Here is a 26,837-nt window from a genome sequence, read left to right on the forward strand (position 1 = left end):
TTGATTTTCTAACGAGACACTGTGATAAACTGCTCCTTGATTGTTCAACTATTGTGTCCCGTTAGCTTAACATCAAATTGAACTCAAAAATTGATTTTCTTACCACTTTTATCAAAAAATTGAATCCCTCTTGTTCCTAAAGGGAAGACGTGTCTTTCCAGATTTCAAAGATTTCAACAACAATCGAAAGGAAATACAACCGCTCAAAATCCATAATCGAGATAAAAAAGAAGCTGCTCAAAAATTTTCAAGTTTGAGACAGCTCCTTTATGGTTCGAATATACCTTAATATTCTGTTGCCATTCAGTCGGCATTTATCAGCGTCACTTCTTTTTGAAAGATGACTTTCGCTTTTCCGCCGTAAGGATTAAACAGCGACGCTTGTATGACTGCTGTACCGCTTGCGGCATGATTCGGAATGGATACGTTTCCGTTCAAATTCACGGTCACATCGTCACTCCCGGATACTTTTGTCCATTTCACAATAATGGACGGAAGCTCAATATCGAGAACCTTGAGCCCGTATTCGTGCTTCTTGCCGTTCGCAATTATTTTGACTGTCTCATCCGCTTCAGAACGGATAAAAGCAACGATTAACGCGTTAATGGCCGGCACATCATGCTTCAGTTTTACCTGGAAGTTATACACCGCCGACCTTACGTCTTCAGGCTTAACATCAAGTTTGTATAGCACCGCGCTAAGCGCATACGTATTTTTATCATCTAATACTTCAGCCAGCGCTTTGCTTAAGACCGCATTCATTCGATCCTTATTGGCGAGCAGTGCCGCAAGTTCCTTCGGTTTCATATTCTTCAGTATATCGCGGACTGTTCCTTCTATCCCTGCTGCATTTCTTCCATCGCCAAAAAGCAGGATAAGGAAATCGTCCATCGATACATTCGGATGGCCTCCGGCCGCTGCAATCGTCTCTAGTGCCGCTATGAATTCCGGATTCGTCCGAATGGCTTCCAAATCGGACAACTGTGGATCGTAACGTAACGAACCGATAGCCTTGACGATTCGGAACAGGCTGATCTTTAGCTCGGCCTGATCAACTGATGCCGGCAGCTTGGCGCTGATTTTGTTCCATAAGGGATCGATCAGCGACTGATCGGCCGAATCGTCCAGCCCCGCGATTTCATCGAGCAGATTTCTCACGTCCTGTATGTCCGCTGGATTGCCGGCAACGAAGGCGGCATGAAGCTTGTTAAGCCATTCTAAGAATGGACTTGACGTCCTCACCGACATAGACGGTCCATCCGTCGACCAATTGCCGTCCGGCAGCTCTGACTCCACCTTAAAGATGTATCTGGTATCCGGCTGCAGCATCGTTACATCATACGAATGGACGTTTCCGTTCACTGTATCTATGAGTTCCCCGTTCCTGTATATCCGGTAACCATTGCTCTCCCGGGCGGCCGGCCAGGATAAGGCAAGTGCATTCCGTCCGACATTCTCTGCCTTCAAGCTGCTTCCTTCTGGCCATACAGACCATACAGATTTCTTGACAGTGAAACTGCCGGAATGCTCTGCAATATTTCCTTCTTTATCCGCAGCACGGATCAGAAGGGAATGGGTACCATCCTGCAATCCAGAGGCAGGCGCGGTCACGGTCATCGACTCCACGTCATAGCTGGATTCCAGAATTTGATCGTCGACTTTGACTATCAGCGTAAAGGGATCCACCCCCGAATCGGGATCCAAAATGACAGCGGATAAGACCGGATTATTCACGGTTACCGTCTCGCCATCCAAAGGCTGCACACTGCCGATCGTCGGTGCCGTCGTTTCTTTTTTTAACGCAAATAACGTATTGTCAATCATTCCATATTCTTGCCCGTCCAGCCGTACCAGCCGCAGTTCGGATGTTCCGATTTCTACAGGATCGCTTATTCCGTCAGCCTTATATTTACGAAGAAACAGCTTGTTATCGTTATAAAAAGCGACGTCACCGTTTTCGGCTAAGTAAGCGATTATATAGGGGTAACTTGTGCGGAAATTTGCAACCTGCTGCTCTTGGCCGTCGGGAGCGCGAAGCCATAGCTGCTCTCCGCTAATTGTTGGACGGTTGTAAGCTACCCAACCTTGATTTAATTGGTAATCACTTCCTCTTACGTCCGACCATACCTCGCCTATGGCCTGATCGCCATCGGGTCCGCGAAGCACCAAAGAACACGGTGAATTATAGCTATTGGTTTTGCAAAACAAGGTATAATGGCCATCTGTTATAGATGATAAGAGGGTTTCGGAGGTGGAATGGTCCAAGGGAGTAATAGTGCCCTTGTCGTATTTATAGCTCCCTCCAGGGTTTTCCCAACTCATACCGTAAGTTGCAAAATAGACCTCATTTCCAGTAAGAAAAAATCTCATGATGAGTTCTTCCGGTGGACTTGGAATAATTTCGTTTGTTCCCGTCACCAAATTTCGTAAAATAAGATCACTATTTTCATAGAGAGCATAGTTTTGGTTTACGGGTACATCGTGAATACTGCAAAGAAGATATTCCTGCTCACAAGCGAAACTTGAATGGAAATACCCTAAAGAATCGAGCTTGCCGTCTCTCCACTCATAAAGGACGGACGGGGCATCCATTATCCCTTTATCTAATTGAAGAGCCATAACAGCGCCGTGGGGAGTCAAAAAGCCGTATTTAAATACATCGTTTACAGGGAGATCGTAGGGAACGGTAATGATTTCACCGGATTTTCGGTCTTTGATACCCAGCTGCTTTTTTTGACGGTTATCAAATAATATTTTTTCCGTGCTGACATCCAGAATATCGCCGTCCACCGTATCGACCAGGCGAAGCCACTCGCTGTGTTCCGGCCAAACCGAGAAGCTCTGACTAGCGGTTTGATTTCTTGAATCTACAGCCGTCAATGAAATATCAAGTCCCTGATCGATATATTCACCCAAATCTACATGTTGATCGATGCTGTTTACTCGAGTTATTTTTTCGCTGCCATAAGATATCTCTAGTGTACAACCGTTAGGATCATCATCCGTACAGGTTGCCTGAACGCGGAGTTTCGGGGTCTGTCCGGTAAAATCTGTTGCAAGCTGCTGAACCTGAAGGACCGGCTTCTCATCGTAGATGATATCGATAGTCTTGCTGACTGAGTTTCCTTTGGAATCCCAAGCGGTAATCAATACCGACTTTTCCCCTTTGGGTAAAGAAGAAATATCCATTGTTCCCTTCCAACAGGTATAATTTACCCCGCATGAAACGAAATTCATAGTAACGTCATCAACCTGTGCCGTCACTTTTGCAATTTGGAACGTTGTATAAGAAACTTTAAGTCCTATGTATAGCTGATTTCCCACTATAGTACCGTTAGCAGGAGACGTCACCGTTATTCCCATTCCATTAATGGCTTCCGTTAAACCGCTTTCGCTAACGGCACTCTGTTCCGCCGCATAGGATGACAGGGGGACGAACAGCAGCGCAAGCATACCTGTAATGAGCAAATATTGAACCTTTAATCGCAACCTTTTCATAAATGCCTCCGTTTTCCTCATCTATCCAATTATATATAATTATTCATTTCGAACAATAATATATCATATAAGTTCTCGTTTTGAATATATAAATGAAAGTGTATTGCCCCCGCCTATCTAAAACAAGCACGGAATTTAACATCACAGTGAGGTTCATCCAAGCAATTCCTCAATATGATCGACCGTGCGCCGGACGCGAGACCAATATTCGGTCGCCTTCGATTTCCTCCCCGTTGCCTGATTAGAGAAATTGGTTATCCTACGAATTCTTCTTCTGGCAGTCTCCGCGCTGACAATCTCAGACATATGTACAAAATTTCTTATTTTGTGAAGATGGAAGAAGGAGCTGCCGCGGCAGCTCCTTCTTCGTTTGTATAGAGTCCCTCATTGAACTAACGTTACTCGTTAGCGTAATAACTGTTGATTAGCTAACTTTATCAAATTCTCTCGGGTGTCTCATAAACGTACTTTGGCATTGGTAGTATCAGATGACACTGGACTCCATTTACAGCCCCCCAGTAACAGGGGTATACGATCTGGTAACAAAACGCGAATCGTCGCTTGCCAAGAACGAAATAACACCTGCAATATCATCAGGTTCCGCCACACGCCTCAGTGGTGTGAAGCTAATGGTTTGTTTCTCTTCCTCTGACAAAAAGGCCGTCGCATCGGTTTGCACTAATCCGGGTGCAACCACGTTGGCTGAAATCCCTTGTGGACCGAATTCTTGGGCAATATAGTCGGAAAAGGTATTCAACCCTCCTTTTGCCGTTCCATGAGCGATCATGTAAGGCGAGGATCCTTACCTAAACTGCTGGATACATAAATGATACGTCCGAACTTTTGTTCGATCATGAACGGAATAACGGATTTAGTCGTCACGAATGCTGCTTTTAGTTCATCATTTAATTTCTGAGAGAACTCCTCCCAATTCATTTCGGCAAAGGGCTTCGCAGTGAAACTCATATTCGCGTTGCAGACCAATATATCAACTTTCTTAAAAGCTTCTAAAGTAGCGTCTACGAGCTTTGTAAATTGGTGTGAATCACGAACATCCGCCCGGAGAGCAATGGCTTCTCCGCCGCTGGATCGAATATCGGAGGCCACCGCTTCAGCAGCATCTTGATTTTTTAAATAATTAACAACGACTTTCGCACCCCGTTGGGCCAATAATTTTGATGCAGCACTTCCAATTCCTCTAGCCTCCGGTAACGATAACAACTTTCCCCTGTAGATTCATATTATTCTTCCTTCCATCCTACTATTTAATTTCGAATGTTCTAACTTTAGATTCGAGCTTCATAACAACATTTCGGGTAGTTTTAGCGAAGCTGACCAAAAAACTTTCGGATGTCATTAACTAACAGGTCAGGTGCTTCCATTGCCGCAAAGTGACCACCGCGATCGAATTCCGACCAGTGCACGACATTATGCTCACGTTCGACAATACCTCGGATCGAGATGTCTTTCGGAAAAACCGCAACACCAGTAGGAACCGTAGAGCGTTGAGCAGGCATGCCCCAGGATTTCGCCTCCTCTTTATAAATCCGTGCCGATGACCCTGCCGTTCCGGTCAACCAATACAATGAGACATTTGTTAGCATGTGGTCGAGATCAACGGCATCTTCCGGAAGATTTGCTGTAGGGTCTGTCCATTCCTTGAACTTCTCTACTATCCAAGCAAGCTGACCGACGGGCGAGTCAGTCAGACCATAGGCAAGCGTCTGAGGTCGTGTAGATTGTATAATCGCATAACCCGTTGTCTCATAGCTTTGTTGAGTCAACGTATCGTAGCGCGCTCGCTCGATTTCAGTTAAATCAAGCGATTCTGTGGGATCTCCGGACGGGAATGTTGTAAGCCCGTTTGCATGAATACCAATGACAGAGTCTGGCGCAAATCGTCCAAGCTCTGGAGAAACCATTGCCCCGGTGTCACCACCTTGAGCGCCGTAACGTTCATAACCTAGTCGACGCATCAGTTCAGCCCAAGCAATGGCTACTCGATTAATGTTCCACCCTACCTCGGTTGTCGGTCCAGAAAATCCAAATCCGGGTAGCGAAGGTATGACGACATGGAAAGCATCTGCCGGATTACCGCCATGAGCACGGGGATCGGTGAGCGGTCCTATAATGTTCATAAACTCAACGATCGAACCGGGCCAACCATGTGTGATGATCAACGGCATTGCATCTGGTTCTGGGGAACTTACATGCAGAAAGTGTATGTTCTGTCCGTCTATGGTGGTGGTGAACTGCGGGAATTTGTTAAGAGATTCCTCGTGTTTGCGCCAGTCATATTTGGATCTCCAGTATTCCGCCAGTTCCTTGAGGTAATCAACGGGAATACCATAGTCCCAGCCTACACCGGCCAAAGCATCCGGCCAACGGGTGCGGGTTAAACGGTCTCGTAATTCATCAAGATCAGCCTGCGGAACATCGATACGGAAAGGCTTGATCTCAGTGCTCTGGTGGCCACTGCGTACAATTTGTTGTTCTGAATAAGTCATTTTTTGGAAATCCTCCTCAAATTTTTTTGTATTTTCTTGTAACTGATTAATGTGTTCTCTCTATTTAAACTCATAATAAACCATGTTTATTGACAACAGTGTGTCAACAATCGATATAAAGCTTAGCTATCTCCAAGGCACTTTTCCGTACAGCTGCAGCAATATGCGAGGGTTCAAGAATGAACAAATCCGTTCTAAAATGAAGTAAAAAGCCGATTAACCAGTCGTTATCCGGGTATCGGACCCGAACGATAAGCGAACCATCGGGTTGCCGTTCAATTTCATCCGCATCAAAATGATCTTCTGCTGGAACCTTAGCCGGTCCTGTAAATCTAAGCACCAGATCGACCATCTTGGAATCGCGCTGCGGGCCCCAATTTTCATTCAACTCAGACAGCGTCACCATTCGACGCCGGAACGTATCCTCAATAATGAGTAGATTCCGGATTCGAGAAAGCCTGAACATGCGGTAATCATCTCGGTTTAAGCAATAACCGTGAAGATACCACGTGTAGCCTTTGAGCACCAGCCCCATAGGTTCAATACAACGTTCTGTTTCTCCCCCTTGTCCGTTGGTATATGTAAAACGGATCAGCCTTTTATCACTTACGGCTTTATGCAGCGTGTCATACTTGTTCCGTTCTGAAGAGCTGCTTTTCCACGGATTTAAGTCTATGATGACCTGATCAGCACCAGCCATACGACCTTGTTCTGCCTTCGAGACCAATGCGCCAACTTTGTCGAGCAGCCCGTCTAAATTTTGGTTGCTAAATGCCTGTGTAGATTGAAGGCCTCGCAAAGCTGTAGAGAGGGAAATAAGTTCATTTAATGAAAGCATTTGCCGATCCAATCGAAAGTTTTCCATGATTTCGAATCCGCCTTCTGCTCCCGTGTACGAAATAATGGGAATTCCTGCTAGATTCAATGATTCCAAATCGCGATAAATCGTACGCAATGAAACCTCCAGACGATCAGCCAATTCTTGGGCCTGTACGCGTTTGCGGTTTAATAGAAGGATCGTAATGGCCATAAGTCGCTCAAGTTTCACTGTTGTCCCCCCAATTCAATAAGGTAACTAGTTAATACAATGTTTCAGTTCCACGAATACGATGCTTTAACTCCTGCGGGTAATTAGGCTCTTACTTGTATAATAAACTTTCATTGTAGACAATAGTCTGTCAGGATTAGAAAGTTCACCAGTGTTTTGTTGCTTTTTTTTGAAACCACGAATTCAGATATCATCTTAAATGATCAAGCCCTAGTTAATAAAACCGGGCTATAATACATCTACGCTTGATTGGCTTATTCCGTTATCCTGCCCGTTAGCTTAATAAAAAGAGCAGGCCACCGTAGCACCTGCTCATCCATGTGTTTTTCAACTATCGTTCCCCGTTAGTGCAATAATAAAAATCACTTTATACAACTGTATTACTTATAATCGTCAGAAAGCTATTCTTTGCAGCGGTAGCAATTAACTTATAAATGGATTGTCTTGCGGTTTCGCTAAACAAAAACCACTCATCTTTAGATACATCATGAATTAAAGTCTCTGGGTATCCTGTTAAAAGTTCAGATGGAAAAGATCGAATTAAAGAATATACGTCAAAACGAACTAAGCTGTTCTCTTTTTGGTCTAGAAAATCATATTGTTCATTTTTATAATAAGACCCAAGTGTGTCAATCGTGTTGCTCCATGAGTAGTTTGCAGGTGCTTCGACCTTTTTACCTTTGTTTTCTACAAAAATATTATAAATGGTTTCGTTATATGCATTACCATTTATTTGCTGAACTACGCCGCCCATAGTCATATGGTATTCTTGTTGCAATGCTTTTACTTGCACACCGTCTATGAATAACGGTTCAGTATCGACAGTCACTGCAAAGTTGTTGTAGTTGACATTGCATCCAAACGTCTCTGCAATAAAACGAAGAGGAACAAATATGCGATTATTTTTCATGTATGGTTTTACATCAAGCAGCATCTTTTCACTGTTCTTCAACGCTGTACTACTGTTCAGTGTTAATATTACTTTCATATCGCTTTTAGCGATAATAACCTTGGAATTGGACCATACGACGCTTGCCCCCAAATTTTCACTAATAACACGTAGAGGTACCATTGTACGTTTGTTCTTAGTTTCGGGCTTCACCTCGGAAGCAATAGCAACACCATCAATTTTAATTTGATGTTCTGCTGCATAAGTAGTTGAAGATGAAATAAATATTGAGATTGCAAAAAAGACCACAAAGATTACTTTCTTCATAAATGATTGCTCCTTATTAGATAATTTTGGTTTACAGCATTTCTTTCCCATATTAAGACGTATCTGGATAAAATTAGTTGCACTTTTATGCCCTTTAGCTAAATGAAAAAAAGGAGTAGCTGCCGAGGCAAACTACTCCTTGTTTCGCTCAACTATCGTTAACCGTTAGTTTAACGCAAAATGGTTATTCATTAGTCAAGTTTAATAATCTTATCAAAGCAGTATGAATCTTTGTCATAGCTATTATGCTCATAGAAAGCATGGGCATCGGTTCGCTTCATCCCGGTACATAAAATAATGCTGGATATTCCGCTGTCTTTCGCATAATTTTCAGTGTATCGTAGCAGTTCAGTTCCTACTTTATGACGCTGAAAATCATTATGAACAGCAAGTCCGGTTATATGCAGATAACCATTCGCAGACCCTACAGCTAATGCATGAACAATAGATATGAATCCAACAACATGATTCGCAAGTAACGCTACAAACGTTTTGTAATTGCCGGCTCTGATCATCTGTTCCATCGTAACGCGAAAGTTCTCATCCGTAACAGTACGAACGCCAAGTACATCGTTCCATAAGAAAACAACTTCAGTATAGTCTTTTGATACAACTTCTCGTATCTTAATTTCCATACCCTACCCCCGTTAATAAAAATATTTCAACTATAGTACCCGTTAGCGTAATGACCTAACATTTCACAGTGATACAGTTCTCCACTGTTTGAAAATATTGTTGCTAGTAGAATGAGCAACGCCCCAATCAAGCTCACGACTATGATACTTTATCGTCCAAATCGAACACTCCCTTCTTGTACAGTTGCCCTGATCATATGTCGCAATCTGCTCCGTGTTTACGCCTATGAAATGCCCCCGCTAGTAAGCAGTGTATCGCGCAAGCGACGGATGTCTCTGACCGGGGGGAGCCCAAACATACGGGCGTATTCACGGCTAAAATGGGAGGGACTTTCGTAGCCGACCTGAAATGCCGCCTCGGCCGCTTCAGTAGTTTCCGTTAAGAGCAACCGGCGCGCCACCTGCAGCCTAATCTGTTTTTGGTATTGGATCGGGCTCATTCCGGTTACTTCCTTGAAGTAGTCATATAAGGAAGAGGCGCTCATCCGAGCCTCCTCAGCTAATTCATCGATGCGCAGCGGCAAAGCAAAGTCGCGGTTGAGGCGCTCAATCACCTTCGCGATCCGCTGTGCATGGCTGCCGATTAAAGCAAACTGCTTCAGGGCTGCATTTTGTTCATTCTGAAGAACCCGGTATATGATTTCACGGATGACATAAGGTGCCATCACCGGAATATCTTGCGGCGCTTCCAGCATTTTGACAAGACGCAGCACAGCATCGTAGAGCGTATCGTTCATTCGGCTGACCACTAAGCCCCGACCGGATTCGCGTTTGCTATGACCTTTATGCTCGGAGGCTTGAATGACCTCGAGAATCTGGGTCATATCGAATTGCAGCTGAAGGCTTAGATACGGCGCTTCCCGTGAAGCCTCGATGATTTGTCCTGCTATGGGCAAATGCACGGAAGCTGTTAAGTAGCTGTCCGGATCGTACTGGAAGCTCTCTTGCCCCATCATAACAACCTTCGCGCCCTGTGCAACGATGCAAAGGGAAGGCTCATAGACGGAATAGACCGGTTCGGATAAACGCGACGCGCGAATCAAACGCAAGGCAGGAATCAGTGTCTCATGCGTTCCGTCATGCTCGGCGAACCGATCGATCAACTGCAACAATTCCCGACTTCGATTAAAGGACATTTCATCCATACTTATGTATTACCTCCTATTCTCTCCACACTTATCTTTACAATAAAATCTGTTGGAGGATTAGGCAATACCAACGTAATATCCAGCTACCGCCTCTTTCGCGATTGGAACCATAATTATCTTGTAACAAGCGGTCCACCTAATCAGAGATTACCAGCATCAGTCCATATACTTCAGCTGATCGTGATCTTAAGATTCATGCACGAAAGGAGAGGTTGTCATGAACAACATCAATCCCAATCCATATCGCTATGTTGGCATGTGGGTGACAAAGGATGGATACATCCGTCATGAACTGCTGCCAAACGGTCGGTATGACGAAGCCCGCGGCAATCGCAAGAGCGCCTACCAGGGCCATTACACCATTGAAGGCGATCATATCGAATATGTAGATGATTCTGGCTTCACAGCAGACGGCTATTTTCGTGACTCGGTGCTCTACCACGCGGGGATGGTGCTCTATCGGGAGGAGTAGCGCCGAAGCAGCTTGTACACTTTTAACGCTTCGCAGCATAAGTAGGTTGAACAATAAGGAGAGATGTCCAATGTCAGGAGTTAAAGGGAAAGTAGTTGTTATTACGGGGGCTAGCAGCGGTATCGGTGAAGAGACAGCGCGGCTGCTCGCAAGCCTTGGCGCTCATGTCGTCATGGGTGCAAGACGCATAGAGAGACTGGAAGCGTTGGCATCCGCCATTCATGCAGAAGGCTGTTCGGCGGTCTATCAACAGCTGGACGTGACAGAGCTTGACCAGATGCAGGCAATCATCCGCTTGGCCAAGAGCAGGTTCGGCCGCGTCGATGTCGTATTGAATAATGCCGGCGTGATGCCGCTCTCCCCCCTTGAGGCCTTGAAAATCGACGAATGGAACCGGATGATCGATGTGAACATCCGCGGTGTTCTTCATGGCATTGCTGCAGGGCTCCCCGTCATGAAGGAGCAAGGCTTCGGCCACATGATCAATGTAGCTTCCATCGGTGCCTATGAAGTCTCTCCGACAGCAGCGGTATATTGCGCAACCAAGTATGCCGTACGCGCGATCACCGAGGGTTTGCGGCAAGAGACGGGCAGCGACATACAAGTAACGCTCGTTTCACCGGGCGTGACGGAATCCGAGCTCGCGGAAAGTATTACAGACGATGAAGCCAAGGAGCTGATGAGGACGTACCGTCGCAATGCTCTCCCGGCATCCGCTATAGCCCGGGCCATCGCGTACGCCATTGAGCAGCCGGCGGGGGTGGATGTGAACGAACTCGTTGTCAGGCCGACAGCTTGAGCTTATTTGAGGCATTTGAATGGTAGGAACAGCTTACGTGAAATATTTCATCCTAACATAAAATTTCCAGTGATTATTAATTCCAGAAAATTATCTCCAATCCTTTTATTAAGAAGCCATTAATTTAATGGTTTCTTCCACGCTATACTGCCCGTTCGTATTATGAGGTCAGCCAGTTTTTGCTGGTTGACCTCTTTTGTTTTGAGAGGTTTAGTAAACGGTAGCCGGGGTCGAACGTAACTGCCCGTGGGACCGTGATCCCGTGAACTAAACTGTTCACCCCCTACTTGCAGAAACATGTTTGAGGCTGGTTGAGACAACGATCTCGCATAACAAGCGAAGCTATGACACTGCAAGAAGGACTAGGGGCTGCCGGCAAATACAGTCATTAGGAGTGATTCGGAGAATGAATCCAGTAATTGGTCTGGATATAGCAAAAGGGGAAAGTCAGGGCCAGGCCTTCTTAGACATAGGACTACCCTACGGTAAGAGTTTTACCATCATTCACACACGCGAGGGATTACAGGGTTTTCTTCAGCTTTTGAAGGATCTTGAAACCATAGCTGGGCAACAACCAGTGGTAATTCTAGAGGCTACGGGCCATTACCATGCCCCTATCACTCAGTTTCTAGAAGAACAGAACTACCTCTACATTGTTGTCAATCCGATCCTGTCTTATCAGGCGAAGAAGTCCTCGAGCTTACGCAAAGTAAAAACGGATGCCATGGACGCCTATGCCTTATGCGAATTCTATTACAAAGAAGATTTCGAACATTATAAGACGAGAGGCGTGCAATCATAAACCTCCGCAATCTTACTAGTAGACAGCATGAATCGGTTACGGGTCAGTTTGTCCAGATCAAACTTCAATTCCAAGCGGTATTAGATCAGGTATTCCCGGAGTTTAAAGGTGTATACGGGGCTTTGTACGCTGCGGTGTCTCTCAAAACTTTGTTGGAATTCCCGACTTCTGAGGCCGTACTGAGTGCTGGAGAAGCTAAATTAACGGAGAGAATTGCAGTCATATGTGCATGTCGTTCTGAAAAATGGGCAAAGGAAAAGGCTCAGAGCCTTATGGAAGCGGCACTTCGAAATCCATTTCGTAAAGCGCCATATCAAAGTCATTTGTTTAGTATGAATATGTACATTAGCATGCTGCTCCATTATAAAGAGCATCTATCAACCCTCGAAAAGCAAATAGATGCTCTCGCTAATGAAGTTGAAGAATATGAGATTATCCAATCCATCCCCGGCATCGGAGAAAAACTCGCTGCAACGATTATCTCTGAAGTTGGTGAGATCGATCGGTTTAATCACCCCAAAAAACTCGTTGCCTTCGTTGGAGTAGATATAATCGGAAAATAAACGAAGAACACAAAAAACTTTCCAGCACATTATTGGAGGGTTATTTGGTATGCTCTGTAATTAGTATAGCATCATCTTCCCCATCTTCTATTGAAAAATCTTGACAAGATATTAGCTGGTTTAGTTGAACAGGCTGCCGAAATTATCAGCAGCCTGTTGTCATTGCGCTATCGTGTCCCGTTAGTTCAGGCTATGTAACCAGATGTGACCATCCAGGGTTGTTCTTCATTTCATAGATTTTTTGGAGAGTATGGACATGCTTCGTCTTCTCGTCATCAGCCTCTGTGTGGAGATACCCCTCTACAAGCCTGTACCCGAATACGAGAAGAATTATCTCATAGACACAATGATCGGCGATTCGGGTTACATGTGCATACTCCGAAAAGCCTTTGTAATACGCGGGGACGCATCGCTGGTAGTATTCGACCATGTGATCGATATCCGGTTCATCTGCGATCAGGCTTGCGAGATCCTCGCCCAGGTAGCCCCATCCGCTGGTATCCCAGTCGATGAGCGCGATATTCCCTTCAGCATAGATCAGGTTGGTTACCCAGAAGTCCCGGTGGCATAGCACGAGGGGCAATTTTTCGATACGAGCGAATATCTCGTCCGCTTGCTCATCGATGTCGACGAGCATTTGCCGCACGTGCAGCGGGAATCCGCAATCCTCCGAGCGTATATAATCGTAGACGACCGGCCATGACCGATAATGCAGGTACGTATTCTTCATGAGATCCGCATGGCTCAGATTGGTCAGGCTCTGCAGCACGGCGGGCTGCTCCGCATACAACTTGCCTTGAAAGCGCCCTAACTCCAGCGCGGCCTTTTCATACATGTCACCGGTCAAGTCTAAACCGGTTACGCCATCGATATATTCCAGCCACAGCTGGTATTCATTTTCTTCGGCATTGAGCTCTGCGTGATAACATGTCGGCCAGCGGAGGGCTTGCGAGAACGTCGCTCCCAAGTCAGACGAATAGAGATCATATTCCCGACGCCATGAGCCCGGATCGCCGTAACGCTCCCATTTATTCTGGATTTTCAGCACTATACGGTACGGCAATTTTTTGCCATCCACGCTTTCGGCGATACCCGTTACCAGGTACACATTTCCCACAGTTCCGCCCTGTAATGGCATAGTTTGGCAGTCGGCAGAGATGATATCCGTCTTGAACCGTTGGTTTAAAGCGTAAATCAGCTTTTCAAGTTCAATATTCATTTATTCCTCCGTTTTCTCCGTTTGCTTACTCCACATGGCGAGAGTTTTGTTTCGAGTTCTCTTGTCGATGAGGTAGCTTGTATTATCCTGGTTATACTCGTTATCATGCTGCGGGGCATAGAAACCCATCTATTGAGAAGACGACAGCCGTTAAACCAGTTGCTTAGATGATTATATCAAATGTAATCCCTAATTTTTGGGAAGACTTTAGTTATAACTATTCTGCCCGTTCGTATTATGAGGTCACCAGATCTTTCTGGTGGACCTCATTTTTGTGTGGTCGTAAGATAGCGGTAGCCGGGGATCGAACATTACTGCCCGTGGGACTTGGATCCCGAGAGCTATTCTGTTCATCCCCCTACTTGTTCAACCATGGTTAGGCTGGCTCAGACGTTGATCCCGTATCACATGCGATAGTGTGGAAGACAAGAAGGTTAGGGGTTGCCGGTGAAAATACTACAGGAGTGATGTCATGAATCCAGTCATTGGTTTGGTCCAAGGGAGAGAGCCATGCACAAGCTTTTTTAGACCGTGGAGTACCTCATGGGAAGATCTATAGATTTACTCATGATCTAGAGGGATTATCGTCTTTTCTTAATTATGTTAGAGCAGTAGAATCAGCTGCAGGGATTAGCCCTTGCATTGTAATGGAGGCAACAGGCCATTATCATAGCCCTGTTGTTCAGTTTCTGGATGAGCACCAGTATCTGTACATTGCTGAAATGACATTCACCACAAAGAACCATACCATAGATTGGAACTCTTTACTTTACTATATTCAGAAAAATCGAAATAATCAAACTGTATGGTGTTGGTAGAAGGCGCAGCAAATCTAACCTCTCCTTTTCTGAATATAATATTCCACTTGGCACTTATTTACTGTTCGGCACCTTAAACTATAGTGATAAAGTTACCCATAGCTCAATGAGCGGGCTTTTACAGCTCTATGCCAAAATACGATAACAAAGCTGATTTATACGCTTCATCAGTCTTCGGGATGAAGGCCTTTACATCTGCAGAGGTGAAAATGCGGAACTCGCGGTCAGAGATTGTACACCGTCCCTCCGGAGTTCGTATCGCAACGATCGGGTATTTATTGAAAATGGAATCCGGGGCATTTTCACACCAGAAACTCGCAAATAGGTAGTCTTTCGGCAGTTGCGGTTCCTCTGTGAAGGAGTAAATGCGATTCCATCCCCCATTTTTCTGTTCACAAAGCGCCCAGCCGTAATAAGGATCTTTTTCGAGGCGGTAGCACTCCTTCCCTTGCTGCTGTTCAAGACCTTCGTTGAACGAAATTGGTCTGCAGGGTACGATCCCACCCACACCAACATCGCACAGGTAGTCGACGCCTCCTGCTTCTACCTTCAAGACGTGATGGCGCCTTTTTGGCGGGAGATCCGGCTCATCGCGCCAAAATCGGGCGACCAAGTCAGTAACCGTATAACCAAGTTCCCTCAGCAGCCAGCCGAATAAGGCATTTAACTCGAAACAGTACCCACCCCGCCGGCGCATAACAATTTTCTCATACAGATCCTGCGGATCAAGTGATAAAGCTCTACGTTCCAGTATATCCAAATTCTCATATGGAACCGTGTATAGATGTCGTTCTTGCAGGTCGGCCAGCGTCTTTGCGCTTCCATCGAGCGAACCTTTAAAACCGATACGATCTAGATAGCTCTGAATTTGATTGTTTTTACTAATCATTCTTGAGACACCGTCCTTAAGAGAGTTACTTTCTATGAAAATAGCCGTAAGATAAATCTTACCATTACAACTCATCCATAAAAATCTTCAATATCTTTCGATTTATAATCAACGATTTTAATAATTAGTCGTAAAAACAGAAATCCCATTTTTCCCTGTACGTTTCACGCTATACATTGCCTCATCCGCATTCTTCAGTAACGTAGTAACGTCCGATGCATCTCTGGGGTATAAGCTGACTCCTGCACTAAACATAACCGGAATTTCAATCCCCTCATGCAAAAATGGGCTCTTGGATAAGAGGGACAACCGACTATTGACCACATGATTTAAATCACTGCTTTCGTCTATACAAGAAATGATCAAAACGAACTCATCTCCCCCGATTCGCCCTATAAAATCACCAGTCCGTGCATGTTCTTTCATAATACGTGCAATATGCTGCAGATAGAGATCTCCAATTAAATGCCCGTAAGTATCATTAATCAGCTTAAAATTATCTAGGTCCACTAATGTAAGGGCAAACATTTCACGCCCCGCTATTTTCTGCTGCACCCGCTCCTGAATGGCCACGCGATTATATAAATCCGTTAGTGAATCATGGTGTGCCAAATATTTGTAGCTTCGCTCAGATTCCAATAACTTGCGTTCTGTATCCTTTAAGGAGGTAACATCAGTAAGATGCATGACAAACAGCTCCTCGTCAGCCTCCTCGATCAAATCAATCCCCATAATCAAATCCAAATCGCCTTTATTCGGATTATACATTCGAGCCACCCACTGGGCTTCTTTCTCCTTATTCTGAAGAAACAAAGCCAACATATCGCCTATATTTAGCCTATCTTCAAATTGAAAATGACTCAGAATATCATGTATTGGAATTCCCTCACACCATTGTTTCGCTCGGGGATTCATTTCTCTAATTACGCCCTTCTGGTCCAAAAGCAAAATGGCTGTAGGAGCGGATTGGAATAGAATATGGAACAGCTTGCGGTAATCCGGCATAATGTCATGTTTGCCAACTAAATGACGAAGTGCAATAGCCCAAAGCAAATATCCTATAAAATAAAGGATCATAGCATTCCGTGACGTTATAAACTCCAATTGCAAAAAGGCTGTGACAAAGACAAACCAGGCAAACAGCGTAAATAAACTGAAAAGAAGGGAGCGCAAAATCTTTCTTTGTTTTGCTTCCTGAGTACGATACCAGGAAAATACGAGGATAGAGACCGAAAGCAGAATATACCCGGCTACAAAGAGAACCGTAAGATGCAGAAACAGCGGATCAAGAGGACTGCGGCCATCCGTCACAGCGGCATTGTATAATACCAGATGATCCTCGGTAATTAAAAAAACAATCCACAATGCAAAGGGAGCTGCGTAAATGAAAGGCAACCATCGCTTCAAAGAAGATGTCGCAGGGCTTCCAATGAGTATACATAGATGAACTAGGAAACAAATGACCAGCAGAAGCATGGGGCTATTTCCATAAAGAACAATCTGCATTTGATACTGGGGCAGCAAAGATGTTTTAATGTATTCCCCTAGAAAATAAAAAAGAAAAGCCAGCATGAGAAGCGCGGCAATTCGATTTAGCATACTCTTCTTGTTTCGATTGATTAACGTAATTGCCATGTAAAAAAAGAAGTAAGTAGGAAGCAAAATCGTTAAGAAGTCCATGAAAAGTTCGTTCATTTAAATGTACCTTATGGTGATCCTCTAGTTGAATTAATTTCTAGGTAACATCATCCTAAAATCTACTCCAAGCAGAGCTGGTTTTTACAGGATACATACGGGTTAAAATCCCCAAACCGACCACTCCTTTCTTTTCAGTTAGCGTAATAAAAGTCATTTTGTTTCTATTCTTGGCTTTCCCCTTATAATAATATTTTGTACACGAATTTCGTATATAAAAATATTCATCAAGAAAAGACCATTACCTTCTTTCGTGTGACAAGTAATTGCGTTAACCCGCGCGTTAGCTAAAAAAATAAAAGGAGTATACTGTAACAAACTGATCCTTATTTGTTCAACTGTAGTTACCCGTTAGCACAATAAGCTAGTGGTTTCAAAAACTATTCTTTGGCTTAAATAAGTCGTATACTCTTATTTGTCAATAAGTTTGCCCGTGAGATAAATAACTAATAAATTAACCCTTAATTCACAATCAAGCTAGGTATGAGATAGAAAAAAAAAGTTCGATGAATCTGCCAGTATGTAGAAAACGGCAGCCATGTATCCGGCTGCCGTCTCTTCGTGCTTATTGTGCTATCGTACCCCGTGCTTTGCACGAACATAATTCGCATACCAAAGGAGCGTTATTCAATGGACATCCAATCGTTTCTATACCCCAAAAACGAAGTCTCTTACCTCGTGACATCCTCTAATATGAAAGAAGCCATGGACAAATTGGAGGCCAGCCATTATACGGCCATTCCGATCTTGGACGACAATGGATTATATTTCGGAACGCTATCCGAAGGAGATTTGTTATGGAAGCTCAAAGCCACTCCCGGCCTCGGCTTCGATACGATGCACGAAATTCCTGTCGTTTCCATCAAAAAACGGATGAAAGTCGAATGCGTCGAAATCAACGCCGATTTGGACGATATGCTGGCACTGGCGGCCGATCAGAACTTCGTTCCGGTCGTAGACGCCGGTCGCGTCTTCCTCGGTATTATTCGCCGCAAAGATATAATCGAATACTATACCCGGAATATTGCTGATTAATTGGAAAGATCTGATCTTGCAGATCATTAAGGTTGCAGTCCGCTGATCTTACTCGTATTTGCGCCAGCAAACAAAGCCATATAAGCAAAACCCTCATCTTATTTCAAGATGAGGGCATTTTGGTATCGTTATTCGTATATTTCCGGCAATCCGAGATCGGATTCTTCGTACACCGGTTTCTCTTGTACGGAGATGCCTTGAAATTTGTTCGGCTGCGCGACGGAATTGCTTACCGTGAACGATTTGAAGGTGCCCGATACTTGAACGTCATAAGACGTTTGGTACACGTTGTTTTGGAGATCGTATACGCTTACCCCCGTTAAGTTCGCTCCCGTCCAACTAACTACGGATCCCGAATCTACGGGAGCGTGTTCCGTTAACTTAAAAAATAAAACAACAATACGTTAATCGTTATGAAAACATTAGATGCCAAAGCTGCGACAAAACGCTCGGAAAATATTCCTGCGGATGTAAGAGCCAACAAGAAAATTGTTACTGACTTTTTCATATAGTGTTCTCCTAAAGTCTCCCGTTGGTTGATTGCTTTACTTGGAACTCGGTGTGTTTGCTGAAAATGAAGCCACCTCAGGAAACCATTGTACTTCAAACTTAAAATAGACCAGTGTTGGCTCCCAGTCATCCCATCCGGTTGTTTCTGAATGAGGCACAACAGAGACAAAGTATCTTAAGTCTTTTTTTTGAATTTCTCTTACTAAAAAAGCGCTCAAACCATTATTCGAAAAACGATTAATGTGAAACTTCTTTCGGAGGGGAGCCTCAAGCAGCATTGCCCTCCAATCTGGTTCAAGGCTAATTTCGTAAACTAAATCTGCTAAATACCTTGAATGTTGTTTTTTCCGAATCCGTCGATTCATTAAATTATCACCGCTGGTTGCTACCCCAGCTATATAGCACATAGTTTGGATAATTATAATATTTTTCCATGTCCAATTGCTTATTTTAAAGGTAAAATCATCTTATTTAGTACTATACCTTAATTAACGCAAACTGCTCTTAAGCCGATTACATGCAAGCTGTTGTCGTGTTGTTTTGAACTAATGTACCCCGTTTGCGTAATGATTTACTGCCATCCGACGAACTACTCTCGCAGGTGTGTCCACCTGAATCCGCTAACTCGAAATGCCTCTGCTGACCGAGGATCGGTGATAACGATCTGATGCGTGAACATATATGAAGTCCACTTCTACGTAGCTCTAACCGAATACCAATTCTTATCCAGTTTTTCCACTTCCATAAAGTCTCCGCCAAAAAGCATTTCATCAGGGACGCTATCATTAGCGGTATAAATAAATCCAGCCATATTACCTACTACTCCACGATAGGTAAAAAAAAGAATTTCAGCACTCTGTCCGTATCCTTCAACCCAGAACTCACCACCGCCTTTGGAAAGTTTCTTATATTCCTCTGGCAAACGAATCAATAATTCATTATTAGATACATTCGGTTTCAATGAGCCATCCAATACCATTCGAACTACATCTTCTCTTTCTTCCTTATTGAAACGAAAATCGAAATCTAAAACTATTGAGGTAAACGGAACAATTAACACCAAAATAAAAATAATTAGATTCAACAAAAAAGGTATTCCGTTTCTTGCCCTATTGAAGGATTTACTTACGACAAAATACACAAAAACAATCAGTGAGCAAATAAAGAAAACAATATAACCCAGTATCTCAATAAATGGGGCAAAAAAGGGAGTGAGGATATCAACTAAAGTCAAGCGATAGATATTCAGAAACAAGATTATCATTGATCCAATTATTGTGATCGAAAGCATGAAATAGAATATTATATTCGATTGATCATTCTTAATTTGCTTTATTTCATCCTCCATGAGACACCTCCATAACAAAAGTTTTTAAGTGGATTTCCTATATCGTCTTATTTACGAACTTCACCATTATTATGTATTTAATTTTAAAAAATGGAATCAAATTCAGTCGCCATTTTTATCGTGTTGATCAAATTGTCGCTGTCAATTTGAACGCCTTTTTTCATGTCGATTTAAATTTTGCACCTCAAAACGGAACCCATTAATTTAACACCCAATGTTTTTTACTTATTAAGCTAATCTGCCCGTTAACGTAATGAAGCAGCCGATCATTGTGGTCGGCTGCTTCCGTGTGTTTATTGAACTATCGTTTCCCGTTAGCTTAATGCTTTTTATTTATTTTTAGAGATAAGTCTAAACTTCATTATTCTCGCCTAACGCTGTGATCATCTGAATTTTATCGTTGAGCTCGTCACGTAAGAAAGCTTTTGCTTCGGCATTTCCCGTTAACTGCAACAAAATCGGTTCGTTTTCGTGACTTGCACTAACCGTGAACGTTAAAAACGGACAGCATTTTCGCTCCAAGCTAATCCAATCATACAACAGACGCAGCGTATCCGAATCAGCAGGAAATTGATACTCAAACCCTGACTCGATCTCCGCAACCCCAAGCCTTCTTTTTTCTAATTCGCGCCAAGCGTCCTTGTAATCTATACGTTCTTCTTTCGTGAACACGGTATGGCAGCAAGCAACAGGTATTTCTTTTTTCATACGCTTAGCTCCTTCCACTTGCACAAGAAGTGCAGCTGCAGCCTGGTTTCATACACGATGTTCCATTTGCTTTTCGGCGTTGATAAACGACGACTGCAACAGTAAGGAGTACAAGAGCCAATATCACAATTACCACTGGATTTAAAAAGAAAGAAGATATGCCAAGAACTGCCGCGCCGCCAAGCAAAGGTGTTGCACAACATAGCGCGCATGCTCCAAGAACACCAAGCCCAGCTAGCCATTCCTTTTTTTTCATTTACTCCACCACCTCATTCCGACTATACTTTTATTATAAAACTTAAAGTTAACTTTAAGTCAATGGGGAGGTGAATTCCTTTGCCAAGTCTCAGCATCGGAAAGTTAGCAGCCAAAGCCGATATAAACGCGTCTACGCTTCGTTATTATGAATCTATTGGATTATTGCCGCCGCCGGAACGAATAAACGGTCAGCGCCGCTATGCCGAAAATCTAATTGAGCGAATCACATTCATAAAAATTGCGCAGCAAACCGGCTTTACGATTCCAGAAATCGGCGTGCTGCTCGAAGGTTTCGAAACACTCCCGCCATCAGAGCGATGGGAGGAAATGGCGCGAGAAAAACGTGTGCAGCTTGAAGAGAAAAAGAAACAAATTAACTCCATGATCCAAATTTTAGATGATGGATTGAACTGTAAATGCCTTACCTGGACCGAGTGCTTTGATAAAATAAAAACCACCGGTTCTTGTTCATAGTGAAAGGAGAAATCTTTTTTGTTGTTAACTATCTTAATATTCATCGTTGCAGGACTTGCCGAAATTGGTGGAGGTTATCTCGTTTGGTTATGGCTACGCGAATCCAAGCCACTATGGTATGGAATTGTAGGAGGCGTATTCCTCATCCTGTACGGGATCATTCCAACGCTACAGAGCTTCCCATCATTTGGACGAGTCTATGCAGCATACGGCGGAGTATTCGTTATTCTTGCTGTGCTGTGGGGATGGCTAGTCGATAAAAAAACACCCGATATGTACGATTGGATCGGAGCCGCTGTTTGTGTTGTAGGAGTCTCCATTATGCTTTGGGCTCCTAGAAGTTAATACGTTATTCTGCCCGTTAGCGTAATGAAGCAGCCGACCATTCCGATCGGCAGCTTCTGTGTTTTTATTGAACTATCGTTCTCCGTTAGCTTAATCTCACACCCACTTGGTGTTCCTCAACCCAAGTTCTGATATTGGAAAATAAGTTGGCTGGAAAAGTATAATTATACGTGTTTGCGACTTCAGAAGATAATCGACAGAATAACTCAAACGATAAGGTTAATGCTTTCCAACTGCTCTTCTGATCGTATCCCCCAAAGGAGAGTTTCAAATCGTCTATTACATCTTTATCAGCCCATTCTTTGATAAACCTTCCTGCATGCCATGTATCAAATGTCGCTCCATGTGAGGCTTTTGCATGCCATTCTATCATTTGCAACAGTAACTGTTTACAGTCTTTATCTCTTTGGTTGACTACCCAAAATTCATTACGCAAAATTTGCTTTGCCACGTACAGACTGGCAAAACAAAACATGCTAACAACCTGCAAAAAAGCCTCTTGTGAAATGGGATTATTCCCAGGGGCAATTATGGTTTGAGGTACTAGCTTGTGTCCCACTCCCGTCTTATCAACTAGAATCTTGACACCACGCTGAAAGCCTTGTGGAATCTGGTCTAGATTAATTGAACGTTCCAAATCCGAAATATGACGAAATAAAAAGTCAACTTGCATACCTTGATCAAAGAGAACGAGTTTCTCAGAATCCCCATCAACGGTTCGAAACATAAAGTTTGTCCAGACCGTACCGATTTGTAGTAACCATTCGTCATTTTGAAGATAGTAATCTGGATTAGTTGAAAAGATGACTAGATCTAAATCGGAATATTCGTCAAACGGCTTGTCCAGTCTCGCTCTTGATCCAACTATGTAGATCGTGATTATCTCCTCATTATTAAGTCCCCAGTTAGATATACGCTCTTCAAGAATCTCATATAGATCACTACTCATTGTTCTCCCCCCAGAGTATGGTTACATGCCCATGTTAGCATATTAAGTTATGTACCATCCAACAAATTTTCCCAAACGATTATTGAGTTAAGCTGCCCGTTAGTTCAACGAGGCTACCGTTTTATGCAGGCAGCCTCGTCCTGCTTTTGTTAAGGTGTACTCGTTGATTTTAATTAAGACATCTCCAAAAATTAATTACTAAAATGTGGATATTGGCAGATAGATATACTCTTGTTCCTAATGAAATAGCTCAGTCATTTTGATTCAAACTTATATATTATGATGAAGGAAACAGTAACATTGTTTGCCACCAAATATATTAATATTTAGAACAAAATTAGATGAGGTGTTTGAGATTAATCCTAAAAAGAAAAGTATAATAATAGTCAAACTCAAGGCACGATATTTTCTAGATATGTCGTTAGAAAAAAAAAGGTGCAAGAGGAAACGTGGACCTGACGGGCCTCAAGGACCCGCTGGACCCCGGGGATTTCAAGGGAGAAGAGGATTCAGAGGTCTTCGTGGACCTGCTGGACCACAAGGAATACAAGGAATACAAGGAATACAAGGAATACAGGGAATACAAGGACCACAGGGCCCCGGTTGCGTAGAACCCTTGCCGATTGCTACCCAAATCGTATATGTTAACAAAGCGGGTAATGATTCGACTGCTGACGGTTCTGAATGTGATCCATTTTTGACGGTTACTGCAGCAATGGCTTCTGTTGTTGATGCTACTCCAGCTAAACGTTTAGAACTTCTACCGATCGCCACCCAAATCGTATAAATCAACAAAGCGGGTAGTGATGCGACTGCTGATGGTTCTGAATGTGATCCATTTTTAACGGTAACTGCAGTTAGGTAAGCATGCAATCAGTCGTAATAATTCCTCTATGTCCTTCAGGCTACTTCATTCCTCTCCTGGATCACACTATAGTCTCCTGTTAGCTTAATCCATGGTCTTCGTCAATTATCCATGCAAACTCTACTGCAATCGCGGTTGCGATATCTGCTATGATTTGCTCCAGAATATCATCAATGTATTTGGGCAAGTCAATTTCAATTAAATTAACTTCTTCAATCCCATCGAGTGTATCTATCCCGTAGTTTCCATCTTTATCAGCAGGTATCCCTCTTATTTTGATATGTTCTCCATTAATTTTTTTGCAAAATGTCAGGTGACTAACCTTTTCGAATTCCAAATTACGAATTAAGAATTGCTCCAAGACCTTTGACTTTACTTTTTTTGAGTAATCATCAGAATGAATACTAATGTAGTAAAACCCAGCAGTACATCTGTACAAAATTTCTTATTTTGTGAAGATGTAAAAAGGAGCTGCCTTCTTCGTTTGTATAGAGTCCTTCATTGAACTAACGTTCCTCGTTAGCTTAAACAAATCATTTCATATCTTTGTTTTCCAGACCATGGCATTTGAAGATATGTTTTGGATTGTTCTTAACCTGATCTTTCTGAAGTTCATACATAGCTATTTTATAATTGATCTCCTCCAAATACCTCAAATCCTCTTCAACTTTCTTCTGAACTTCCAATTTATGCTGTACCAGCATTTCTTGTCTTTGCGCGAATGTCGAATTGCCTAATCCAAAAAGATCCTTATATTCTTTTATCTTAGCAAGCGACATTCCCGTTTCTCTGAGACAGCGAATAAATGAAATCCAATCGATATCTTGCTCGGAATAAACTCTTCGACCATTCTCATCGCGCGATATATTTTCCAATACCCCTTGCTCTTCATAATATCGAAGCGTCTTTGCCGTTATATTGTAGTTCTCAACCACATGTTTCATGGAGTAAAACATTTAAAATCACTACCTCTCATAACTACAGTTACTGTAACTTAAGGATATCATAAAAATGCTGTAAAGGCTCAATATAAGCGTATAAAAATTAGCATTTGACTTCCCCTTACGTCAACCAAATACACTTAGTTAGAACTCGCGGCAGTAACAAAATAAAAATGAATTGAGAGGTAAATGATAATGAATCAAAAATACAGTAAGTTTTTTGACTCCTTCACCTTTAAAAGCGGAGTAACCATCAAGAATAGAGTCGTTATGTCACCTATGACAACATGGTCAAGTAATGATGACCTTACAATTTCAGATGAAGAAGTAAGCTATTACAAACAAAGAGTAAATGGCGTAGGACTTGTCATTACAGGTTGCACGCAAGTTTTACCAAATGGACAAGGTTTTACGAATGAATTTGCTGGATACAGCGATGATTTTATTCCAAGCTTACGAAAACTAGCCGACGCGGCTAAAAGTGGTGGCGCTCCTGCTATCCTGCAGATTTTCCATGCCGGTGATAAATCCTTGCCCGGACTAGATAAAGTAAGTGCGAGCGTTTATCAACCTGAGCCTACTCCTTTTGGTCCAAGTGCAGAAACAAGAGAGCTTTCCCATGAGGAAATTCTGTCTACAATACGTGCTTTTGGCGATACGACGAGAAGAGCAATCGAAGCTGGATTTGATGGCGTTGAAATTCATGGCGCTCATGGATTTTTAATCCAAAACTTCTGGTCTCCAGCAACCAACCAGCGAACAGATCAATGGGGCGGAACACTTGAAAATCGACTCCGTTTTCCATTGGCGATCATTGAAGAAATCAAAACGGTCATTGAAAAACATGCTACAAAACCATTCCTGCTAGGTTATCGTTTCTCGCCTGAAGAATCCTCCAAAGCGAACGGATTACGAATGAGTGACACCTATGAATTAATCGATTTCCTTGTCGAACAAAATCTCGATTACATTCATGCTTCGTTAGATCATGTGGCTTCCAAGGCAGTAGATAGTCAAGATGAAAAAACAAGGCTTGAATTGATTCTTGAAAGAGCAAACGGTAAAGTTCCTGTATTCGCGGCTGGTTCCATATTAACCCCTGATGATGCTGTCAAAGTTATGGATTTAGGATTACCACTTTTCGTCATTGGACATGCATTAATTATCAACCCCGACTGGGTTGAAAAAGTGGCAAATGGACGTGAAGCTGAAGTTGAAACCGAATTAAAGGTTTCAAAACTCGACCAACTTCAAATTCCAGGTAAACTTTGGAATGTAATTCAGATGGCAAATGGTTGGTTTAATATCAGTTAATTAAATAAAATAAAGTAGCCCCACAGTGGGGCTACTTTATTTTATTTATTGAAATATCCTGCCAGTTAGCTCAACGAGGCTGCCGATTTATGCCGGCAGCCTCGTCCTGGTGATGAAGCTATAGTTCCTCGATAGTTCAATCACTTGGGGTTAATGCGCTAATAGCTCTCTAAGAAATTTATTATTTTTTGTGAGTTATAATCTTTTGCAATATCTATTGGGGTTTTACCGTTACATTCCAAGGCGTTTTTATCCGCACCATTATCCAACAAATACTTTATTAATTCTGTTGGTTCCTCTCCAGGACTTCCACCCGTTTGAATTGTGCCGTCTATGGATATATCCACGGCTACATGTAATGGTGTCCATTCTTTAAAACTCTTAAAATTTATATCCGCCCCGTTCTGAAGCAAGAACTTTACTACCTCTAATTGTTCATTTTCTACAGCTATATTTAGTAAAGAATGGCCACTATTTATATCCTCATAATTTGCACTATTACCTCTCGAAAAAAGGGATTTTACGCACTCAATATCACCTTTCGCAACTGCTCTACAGATATTATCATCCAAGATTATCCCTCCTTATAAGGTATTTTACCATGAATAACCATTGACGTAATCTGCCCGTTAGCTTAACGAAGGGCCGCCCGCTGTCCGCCCTCATGTTTTTGAACTATCGTCTTCCGTTAGCTGAACAGCCTGCAGGATCTCGCCGGCAAGCTGTGTAATTAACCGGGTTGATTTTTCAAAATTTACGCTTCCGAATCCATGAGACCGAT

Annotated in this window: 25 protein-coding genes and 4 pseudogenes; 10 read left to right on the forward strand and 19 right to left on the reverse strand. The window is 43.0% G+C overall.

Annotated elements, in window-relative coordinates; genetic code table 11:
* Window positions 1–303: 303 nt before the first annotated feature.
* The 7 genes and pseudogenes from ACN6MW_RS09085 to ACN6MW_RS09115 all read right to left on the reverse strand — a co-directional run bounded on the left by ACN6MW_RS09085 (window position 304) and on the right by ACN6MW_RS09115 (window position 10,049).
* Window positions 304–3,498: a fibronectin type III domain-containing protein gene (locus tag ACN6MW_RS09085; RefSeq protein WP_419875185.1), complete on the reverse strand. Its 3,195-nt coding sequence runs from the start codon at window positions 3,496–3,498 to the stop codon at window positions 304–306.
* 505 nt (window positions 3,499–4,003) lie between these two features.
* Window positions 4,004–4,719 (reverse strand): annotated as a pseudogene (locus ACN6MW_RS09090) (SDR family NAD(P)-dependent oxidoreductase).
* 101 nt (window positions 4,720–4,820) lie between these two features.
* A complete protein-coding gene (locus tag ACN6MW_RS09095) occupies window positions 4,821–6,005 on the reverse strand; it encodes an epoxide hydrolase family protein (RefSeq protein ID WP_419875186.1) in 1,185 nt (394 codons plus the stop codon).
* Window positions 6,006–6,108: 103 nt separating this feature from the next.
* On the reverse strand, window positions 6,109–7,053 hold the full coding sequence (locus ACN6MW_RS09100; RefSeq protein ID WP_419875187.1) for a helix-turn-helix transcriptional regulator: 945 nt from the start codon (window positions 7,051–7,053) through the stop codon (window positions 6,109–6,111).
* A 367-nt stretch (window positions 7,054–7,420) separates the two neighbouring features.
* Entirely contained in the window at window positions 7,421–8,269 is an 849-nt protein-coding gene (locus ACN6MW_RS09105) for a copper amine oxidase N-terminal domain-containing protein (RefSeq protein ID WP_419875188.1), read from the reverse strand.
* A gap of 191 nt (window positions 8,270–8,460) precedes the next feature.
* Entirely contained in the window at window positions 8,461–8,904 is a 444-nt protein-coding gene (locus tag ACN6MW_RS09110) for a GNAT family N-acetyltransferase (RefSeq protein ID WP_419875189.1), read from the reverse strand.
* Between the two features lie 224 nt (window positions 8,905–9,128).
* Window positions 9,129–10,049: an AraC family transcriptional regulator gene (locus ACN6MW_RS09115; RefSeq protein WP_419875190.1), complete on the reverse strand. Its 921-nt coding sequence runs from the start codon at window positions 10,047–10,049 to the stop codon at window positions 9,129–9,131.
* A gap of 220 nt (window positions 10,050–10,269) precedes the next feature.
* Here ACN6MW_RS09115 and ACN6MW_RS09120 point away from each other — a divergent pair, with 220 nt between their 5' ends.
* From ACN6MW_RS09120 to ACN6MW_RS09130, 3 genes and pseudogenes are all read left to right on the forward strand, one after another.
* Window positions 10,270–10,524: an Atu4866 domain-containing protein gene (locus ACN6MW_RS09120; protein WP_419875191.1), complete on the forward strand. Its 255-nt coding sequence runs from the start codon at window positions 10,270–10,272 to the stop codon at window positions 10,522–10,524.
* A 70-nt stretch (window positions 10,525–10,594) separates the two neighbouring features.
* Window positions 10,595–11,323 (forward strand): SDR family oxidoreductase, encoded by a 729-nt coding sequence (locus ACN6MW_RS09125; RefSeq protein ID WP_419875192.1) that lies wholly within the window; start codon window positions 10,595–10,597, stop codon window positions 11,321–11,323.
* Between the two features lie 406 nt (window positions 11,324–11,729).
* A pseudogene (locus ACN6MW_RS09130) lies at window positions 11,730–12,673 on the forward strand (IS110 family transposase); the annotation flags it as partial.
* Window positions 12,674–12,878: 205 nt separating this feature from the next.
* Here ACN6MW_RS09130 and ACN6MW_RS09135 read toward each other — a convergent pair.
* Window positions 12,879–13,907 carry an aminoglycoside phosphotransferase family protein gene (locus ACN6MW_RS09135; protein WP_419875193.1) on the reverse strand — a complete coding sequence of 343 codons (1,029 nt, stop codon included), beginning with the start codon at window positions 13,905–13,907 and terminating at the stop codon, window positions 12,879–12,881.
* A 472-nt stretch (window positions 13,908–14,379) separates the two neighbouring features.
* Here ACN6MW_RS09135 and ACN6MW_RS09140 point away from each other — a divergent pair.
* Window positions 14,380–14,623, forward strand: a pseudogene (locus ACN6MW_RS09140) (IS110 family transposase); the annotation flags it as partial.
* Between the two features lie 220 nt (window positions 14,624–14,843).
* Here the strand turns inward: ACN6MW_RS09140 and ACN6MW_RS09145 are convergent.
* Window positions 14,844–15,614: an arylamine N-acetyltransferase family protein gene (locus ACN6MW_RS09145; protein WP_419875194.1), complete on the reverse strand. Its 771-nt coding sequence runs from the start codon at window positions 15,612–15,614 to the stop codon at window positions 14,844–14,846.
* A 117-nt stretch (window positions 15,615–15,731) separates the two neighbouring features.
* Window positions 15,732–17,309, reverse strand: a complete 1,578-nt coding sequence (locus ACN6MW_RS09150) for a diguanylate cyclase domain-containing protein (protein WP_419875195.1) — start codon at window positions 17,307–17,309, stop codon at window positions 15,732–15,734.
* Window positions 17,310–17,939: 630 nt separating this feature from the next.
* On the opposite strand from ACN6MW_RS09150, the gene ACN6MW_RS09155 reads away from it, so the two are divergent.
* A complete protein-coding gene (locus ACN6MW_RS09155) occupies window positions 17,940–18,344 on the forward strand; it encodes a CBS domain-containing protein (RefSeq protein ID WP_419875196.1) in 405 nt (134 codons plus the stop codon).
* 128 nt (window positions 18,345–18,472) lie between these two features.
* Here the strand turns inward: ACN6MW_RS09155 and ACN6MW_RS09160 are convergent, their stop codons facing one another.
* The 5 genes from ACN6MW_RS09160 to ACN6MW_RS09180 all read right to left on the reverse strand — a co-directional run bounded on the left by ACN6MW_RS09160 (window position 18,473) and on the right by ACN6MW_RS09180 (window position 21,166).
* On the reverse strand, window positions 18,473–18,631 hold the full coding sequence (locus ACN6MW_RS09160) for a hypothetical protein (protein WP_419875197.1): 159 nt from the start codon (window positions 18,629–18,631) through the stop codon (window positions 18,473–18,475).
* Window positions 18,632–18,889: 258 nt separating this feature from the next.
* Window positions 18,890–19,219 carry a hypothetical protein gene (locus ACN6MW_RS09165; protein WP_419875198.1) on the reverse strand — a complete coding sequence of 110 codons (330 nt, stop codon included), beginning with the start codon at window positions 19,217–19,219 and terminating at the stop codon, window positions 18,890–18,892.
* A 329-nt stretch (window positions 19,220–19,548) separates the two neighbouring features.
* Window positions 19,549–20,202 carry a hypothetical protein gene (locus ACN6MW_RS09170; protein ID WP_419875199.1) on the reverse strand — a complete coding sequence of 218 codons (654 nt, stop codon included), beginning with the start codon at window positions 20,200–20,202 and terminating at the stop codon, window positions 19,549–19,551.
* A 351-nt stretch (window positions 20,203–20,553) separates the two neighbouring features.
* Complete coding sequence (locus tag ACN6MW_RS09175) at window positions 20,554–20,910, reverse strand: hypothetical protein (RefSeq protein ID WP_419875200.1); 357 nt, start codon at window positions 20,908–20,910, stop codon at window positions 20,554–20,556.
* A 4-nt stretch (window positions 20,911–20,914) separates the two neighbouring features.
* Window positions 20,915–21,166 carry a hypothetical protein gene (locus tag ACN6MW_RS09180; protein WP_419875201.1) on the reverse strand — a complete coding sequence of 84 codons (252 nt, stop codon included), beginning with the start codon at window positions 21,164–21,166 and terminating at the stop codon, window positions 20,915–20,917.
* 80 nt (window positions 21,167–21,246) lie between these two features.
* Between ACN6MW_RS09180 and ACN6MW_RS09185 the strand changes: the two genes are divergently transcribed.
* Both ACN6MW_RS09185 and ACN6MW_RS09190 read left to right on the forward strand, forming a co-directional pair.
* Window positions 21,247–21,642, forward strand: coding sequence for a MerR family transcriptional regulator (locus tag ACN6MW_RS09185; protein WP_419875202.1), 396 nt, complete (start codon window positions 21,247–21,249; stop codon window positions 21,640–21,642).
* An 18-nt stretch (window positions 21,643–21,660) separates the two neighbouring features.
* Window positions 21,661–21,987, forward strand: coding sequence for a YnfA family protein (locus tag ACN6MW_RS09190; protein ID WP_419875203.1), 327 nt, complete (start codon window positions 21,661–21,663; stop codon window positions 21,985–21,987).
* Between the two features lie 85 nt (window positions 21,988–22,072).
* On the opposite strand, the gene ACN6MW_RS09195 is transcribed toward ACN6MW_RS09190, so the two are convergent.
* On the reverse strand, window positions 22,073–22,936 hold the full coding sequence (locus ACN6MW_RS09195; RefSeq protein ID WP_419875204.1) for an aminoglycoside 6-adenylyltransferase: 864 nt from the start codon (window positions 22,934–22,936) through the stop codon (window positions 22,073–22,075).
* A gap of 449 nt (window positions 22,937–23,385) precedes the next feature.
* Between ACN6MW_RS09195 and ACN6MW_RS09200 the strand changes: the two genes are divergently transcribed.
* Both ACN6MW_RS09200 and ACN6MW_RS09205 read left to right on the forward strand, forming a co-directional pair.
* Window positions 23,386–23,547 carry a hypothetical protein gene (locus ACN6MW_RS09200; protein ID WP_419876519.1) on the forward strand — a complete coding sequence of 54 codons (162 nt, stop codon included), beginning with the start codon at window positions 23,386–23,388 and terminating at the stop codon, window positions 23,545–23,547.
* A pseudogene (locus ACN6MW_RS09205) lies at window positions 23,481–23,672 on the forward strand (exosporium leader peptide); the annotation flags it as partial. The gene ACN6MW_RS09200 and the pseudogene ACN6MW_RS09205, both read left to right, overlap by 67 nt.
* A 208-nt stretch (window positions 23,673–23,880) precedes the next feature.
* Here ACN6MW_RS09205 and ACN6MW_RS09210 read toward each other — a convergent pair.
* Together ACN6MW_RS09210 and ACN6MW_RS09215 are read right to left on the reverse strand one after the other, a co-directional pair.
* Entirely contained in the window at window positions 23,881–24,162 is a 282-nt protein-coding gene (locus ACN6MW_RS09210; RefSeq protein WP_419875205.1) for a hypothetical protein, read from the reverse strand.
* 172 nt (window positions 24,163–24,334) lie between these two features.
* Window positions 24,335–24,757, reverse strand: coding sequence for a MerR family transcriptional regulator (locus tag ACN6MW_RS09215; RefSeq protein WP_419875206.1), 423 nt, complete (start codon window positions 24,755–24,757; stop codon window positions 24,335–24,337).
* A gap of 180 nt (window positions 24,758–24,937) precedes the next feature.
* Here ACN6MW_RS09215 and ACN6MW_RS09220 point away from each other — a divergent pair, with 180 nt between their 5' ends.
* Window positions 24,938–26,056, forward strand: coding sequence for an NADH-dependent flavin oxidoreductase (locus ACN6MW_RS09220; RefSeq protein WP_419875207.1), 1,119 nt, complete (start codon window positions 24,938–24,940; stop codon window positions 26,054–26,056).
* A 158-nt stretch (window positions 26,057–26,214) separates the two neighbouring features.
* On the opposite strand, the gene ACN6MW_RS09225 is transcribed toward ACN6MW_RS09220, so the two are convergent.
* Window positions 26,215–26,628 carry an ankyrin repeat domain-containing protein gene (locus ACN6MW_RS09225; protein WP_419875208.1) on the reverse strand — a complete coding sequence of 138 codons (414 nt, stop codon included), beginning with the start codon at window positions 26,626–26,628 and terminating at the stop codon, window positions 26,215–26,217.
* Between the last annotated feature and the right edge of the window lie 209 nt (window positions 26,629–26,837).

The organism is Pristimantibacillus sp. PTI5, from assembly GCF_048572955.1.
Taxonomy (GTDB): Bacteria; Bacillota; Bacilli; order Paenibacillales; family Paenibacillaceae; genus Pristimantibacillus.

Excerpts from the sequence above, each read along its gene's own strand:
- ACN6MW_RS09175 (WP_419875200.1), bottom strand. The coding sequence starts at position 20,910 with ATGAAAAAAGAAATACCTGTTGCTTGCTGCCATACCGTGTTCACGAAA.
- ACN6MW_RS09125 (WP_419875192.1), top strand. The coding sequence starts at position 10,595 with ATGTCAGGAGTTAAAGGGAAAGTAGTTGTTATTACGGGGGCTAGCAGC.
- ACN6MW_RS09170 (WP_419875199.1), bottom strand. The coding sequence starts at position 20,202 with ATGGAGGATGAAATAAAGCAAATTAAGAATGATCAATCGAATATAATA.
- ACN6MW_RS09115 (WP_419875190.1), bottom strand. The coding sequence starts at position 10,049 with ATGGATGAAATGTCCTTTAATCGAAGTCGGGAATTGTTGCAGTTGATC.
- ACN6MW_RS09145 (WP_419875194.1), bottom strand. The coding sequence starts at position 15,614 with ATGATTAGTAAAAACAATCAAATTCAGAGCTATCTAGATCGTATCGGT.
- ACN6MW_RS09155 (WP_419875196.1), top strand. The coding sequence starts at position 17,940 with ATGGACATCCAATCGTTTCTATACCCCAAAAACGAAGTCTCTTACCTC.
- ACN6MW_RS09195 (WP_419875204.1), bottom strand. The coding sequence starts at position 22,936 with ATGAGTAGTGATCTATATGAGATTCTTGAAGAGCGTATATCTAACTGG.
- ACN6MW_RS09120 (WP_419875191.1), top strand. The coding sequence starts at position 10,270 with ATGAACAACATCAATCCCAATCCATATCGCTATGTTGGCATGTGGGTG.
- ACN6MW_RS09215 (WP_419875206.1), bottom strand. The coding sequence starts at position 24,757 with ATGTTTTACTCCATGAAACATGTGGTTGAGAACTACAATATAACGGCA.
- ACN6MW_RS09135 (WP_419875193.1), bottom strand. The coding sequence starts at position 13,907 with ATGAATATTGAACTTGAAAAGCTGATTTACGCTTTAAACCAACGGTTC.
- ACN6MW_RS09165 (WP_419875198.1), bottom strand. The coding sequence starts at position 19,219 with ATGAATCGACGGATTCGGAAAAAACAACATTCAAGGTATTTAGCAGAT.
- ACN6MW_RS09150 (WP_419875195.1), bottom strand. The coding sequence starts at position 17,309 with ATGAACGAACTTTTCATGGACTTCTTAACGATTTTGCTTCCTACTTAC.
- ACN6MW_RS09180 (WP_419875201.1), bottom strand. The coding sequence starts at position 21,166 with ATGAAAAAAAAGGAATGGCTAGCTGGGCTTGGTGTTCTTGGAGCATGC.
- ACN6MW_RS09085 (WP_419875185.1), bottom strand. The coding sequence starts at position 3,498 with ATGAAAAGGTTGCGATTAAAGGTTCAATATTTGCTCATTACAGGTATG.
- ACN6MW_RS09105 (WP_419875188.1), bottom strand. The coding sequence starts at position 8,269 with ATGAAGAAAGTAATCTTTGTGGTCTTTTTTGCAATCTCAATATTTATT.
- ACN6MW_RS09220 (WP_419875207.1), top strand. The coding sequence starts at position 24,938 with ATGAATCAAAAATACAGTAAGTTTTTTGACTCCTTCACCTTTAAAAGC.
- ACN6MW_RS09110 (WP_419875189.1), bottom strand. The coding sequence starts at position 8,904 with ATGGAAATTAAGATACGAGAAGTTGTATCAAAAGACTATACTGAAGTT.
- ACN6MW_RS09095 (WP_419875186.1), bottom strand. The coding sequence starts at position 6,005 with ATGACTTATTCAGAACAACAAATTGTACGCAGTGGCCACCAGAGCACT.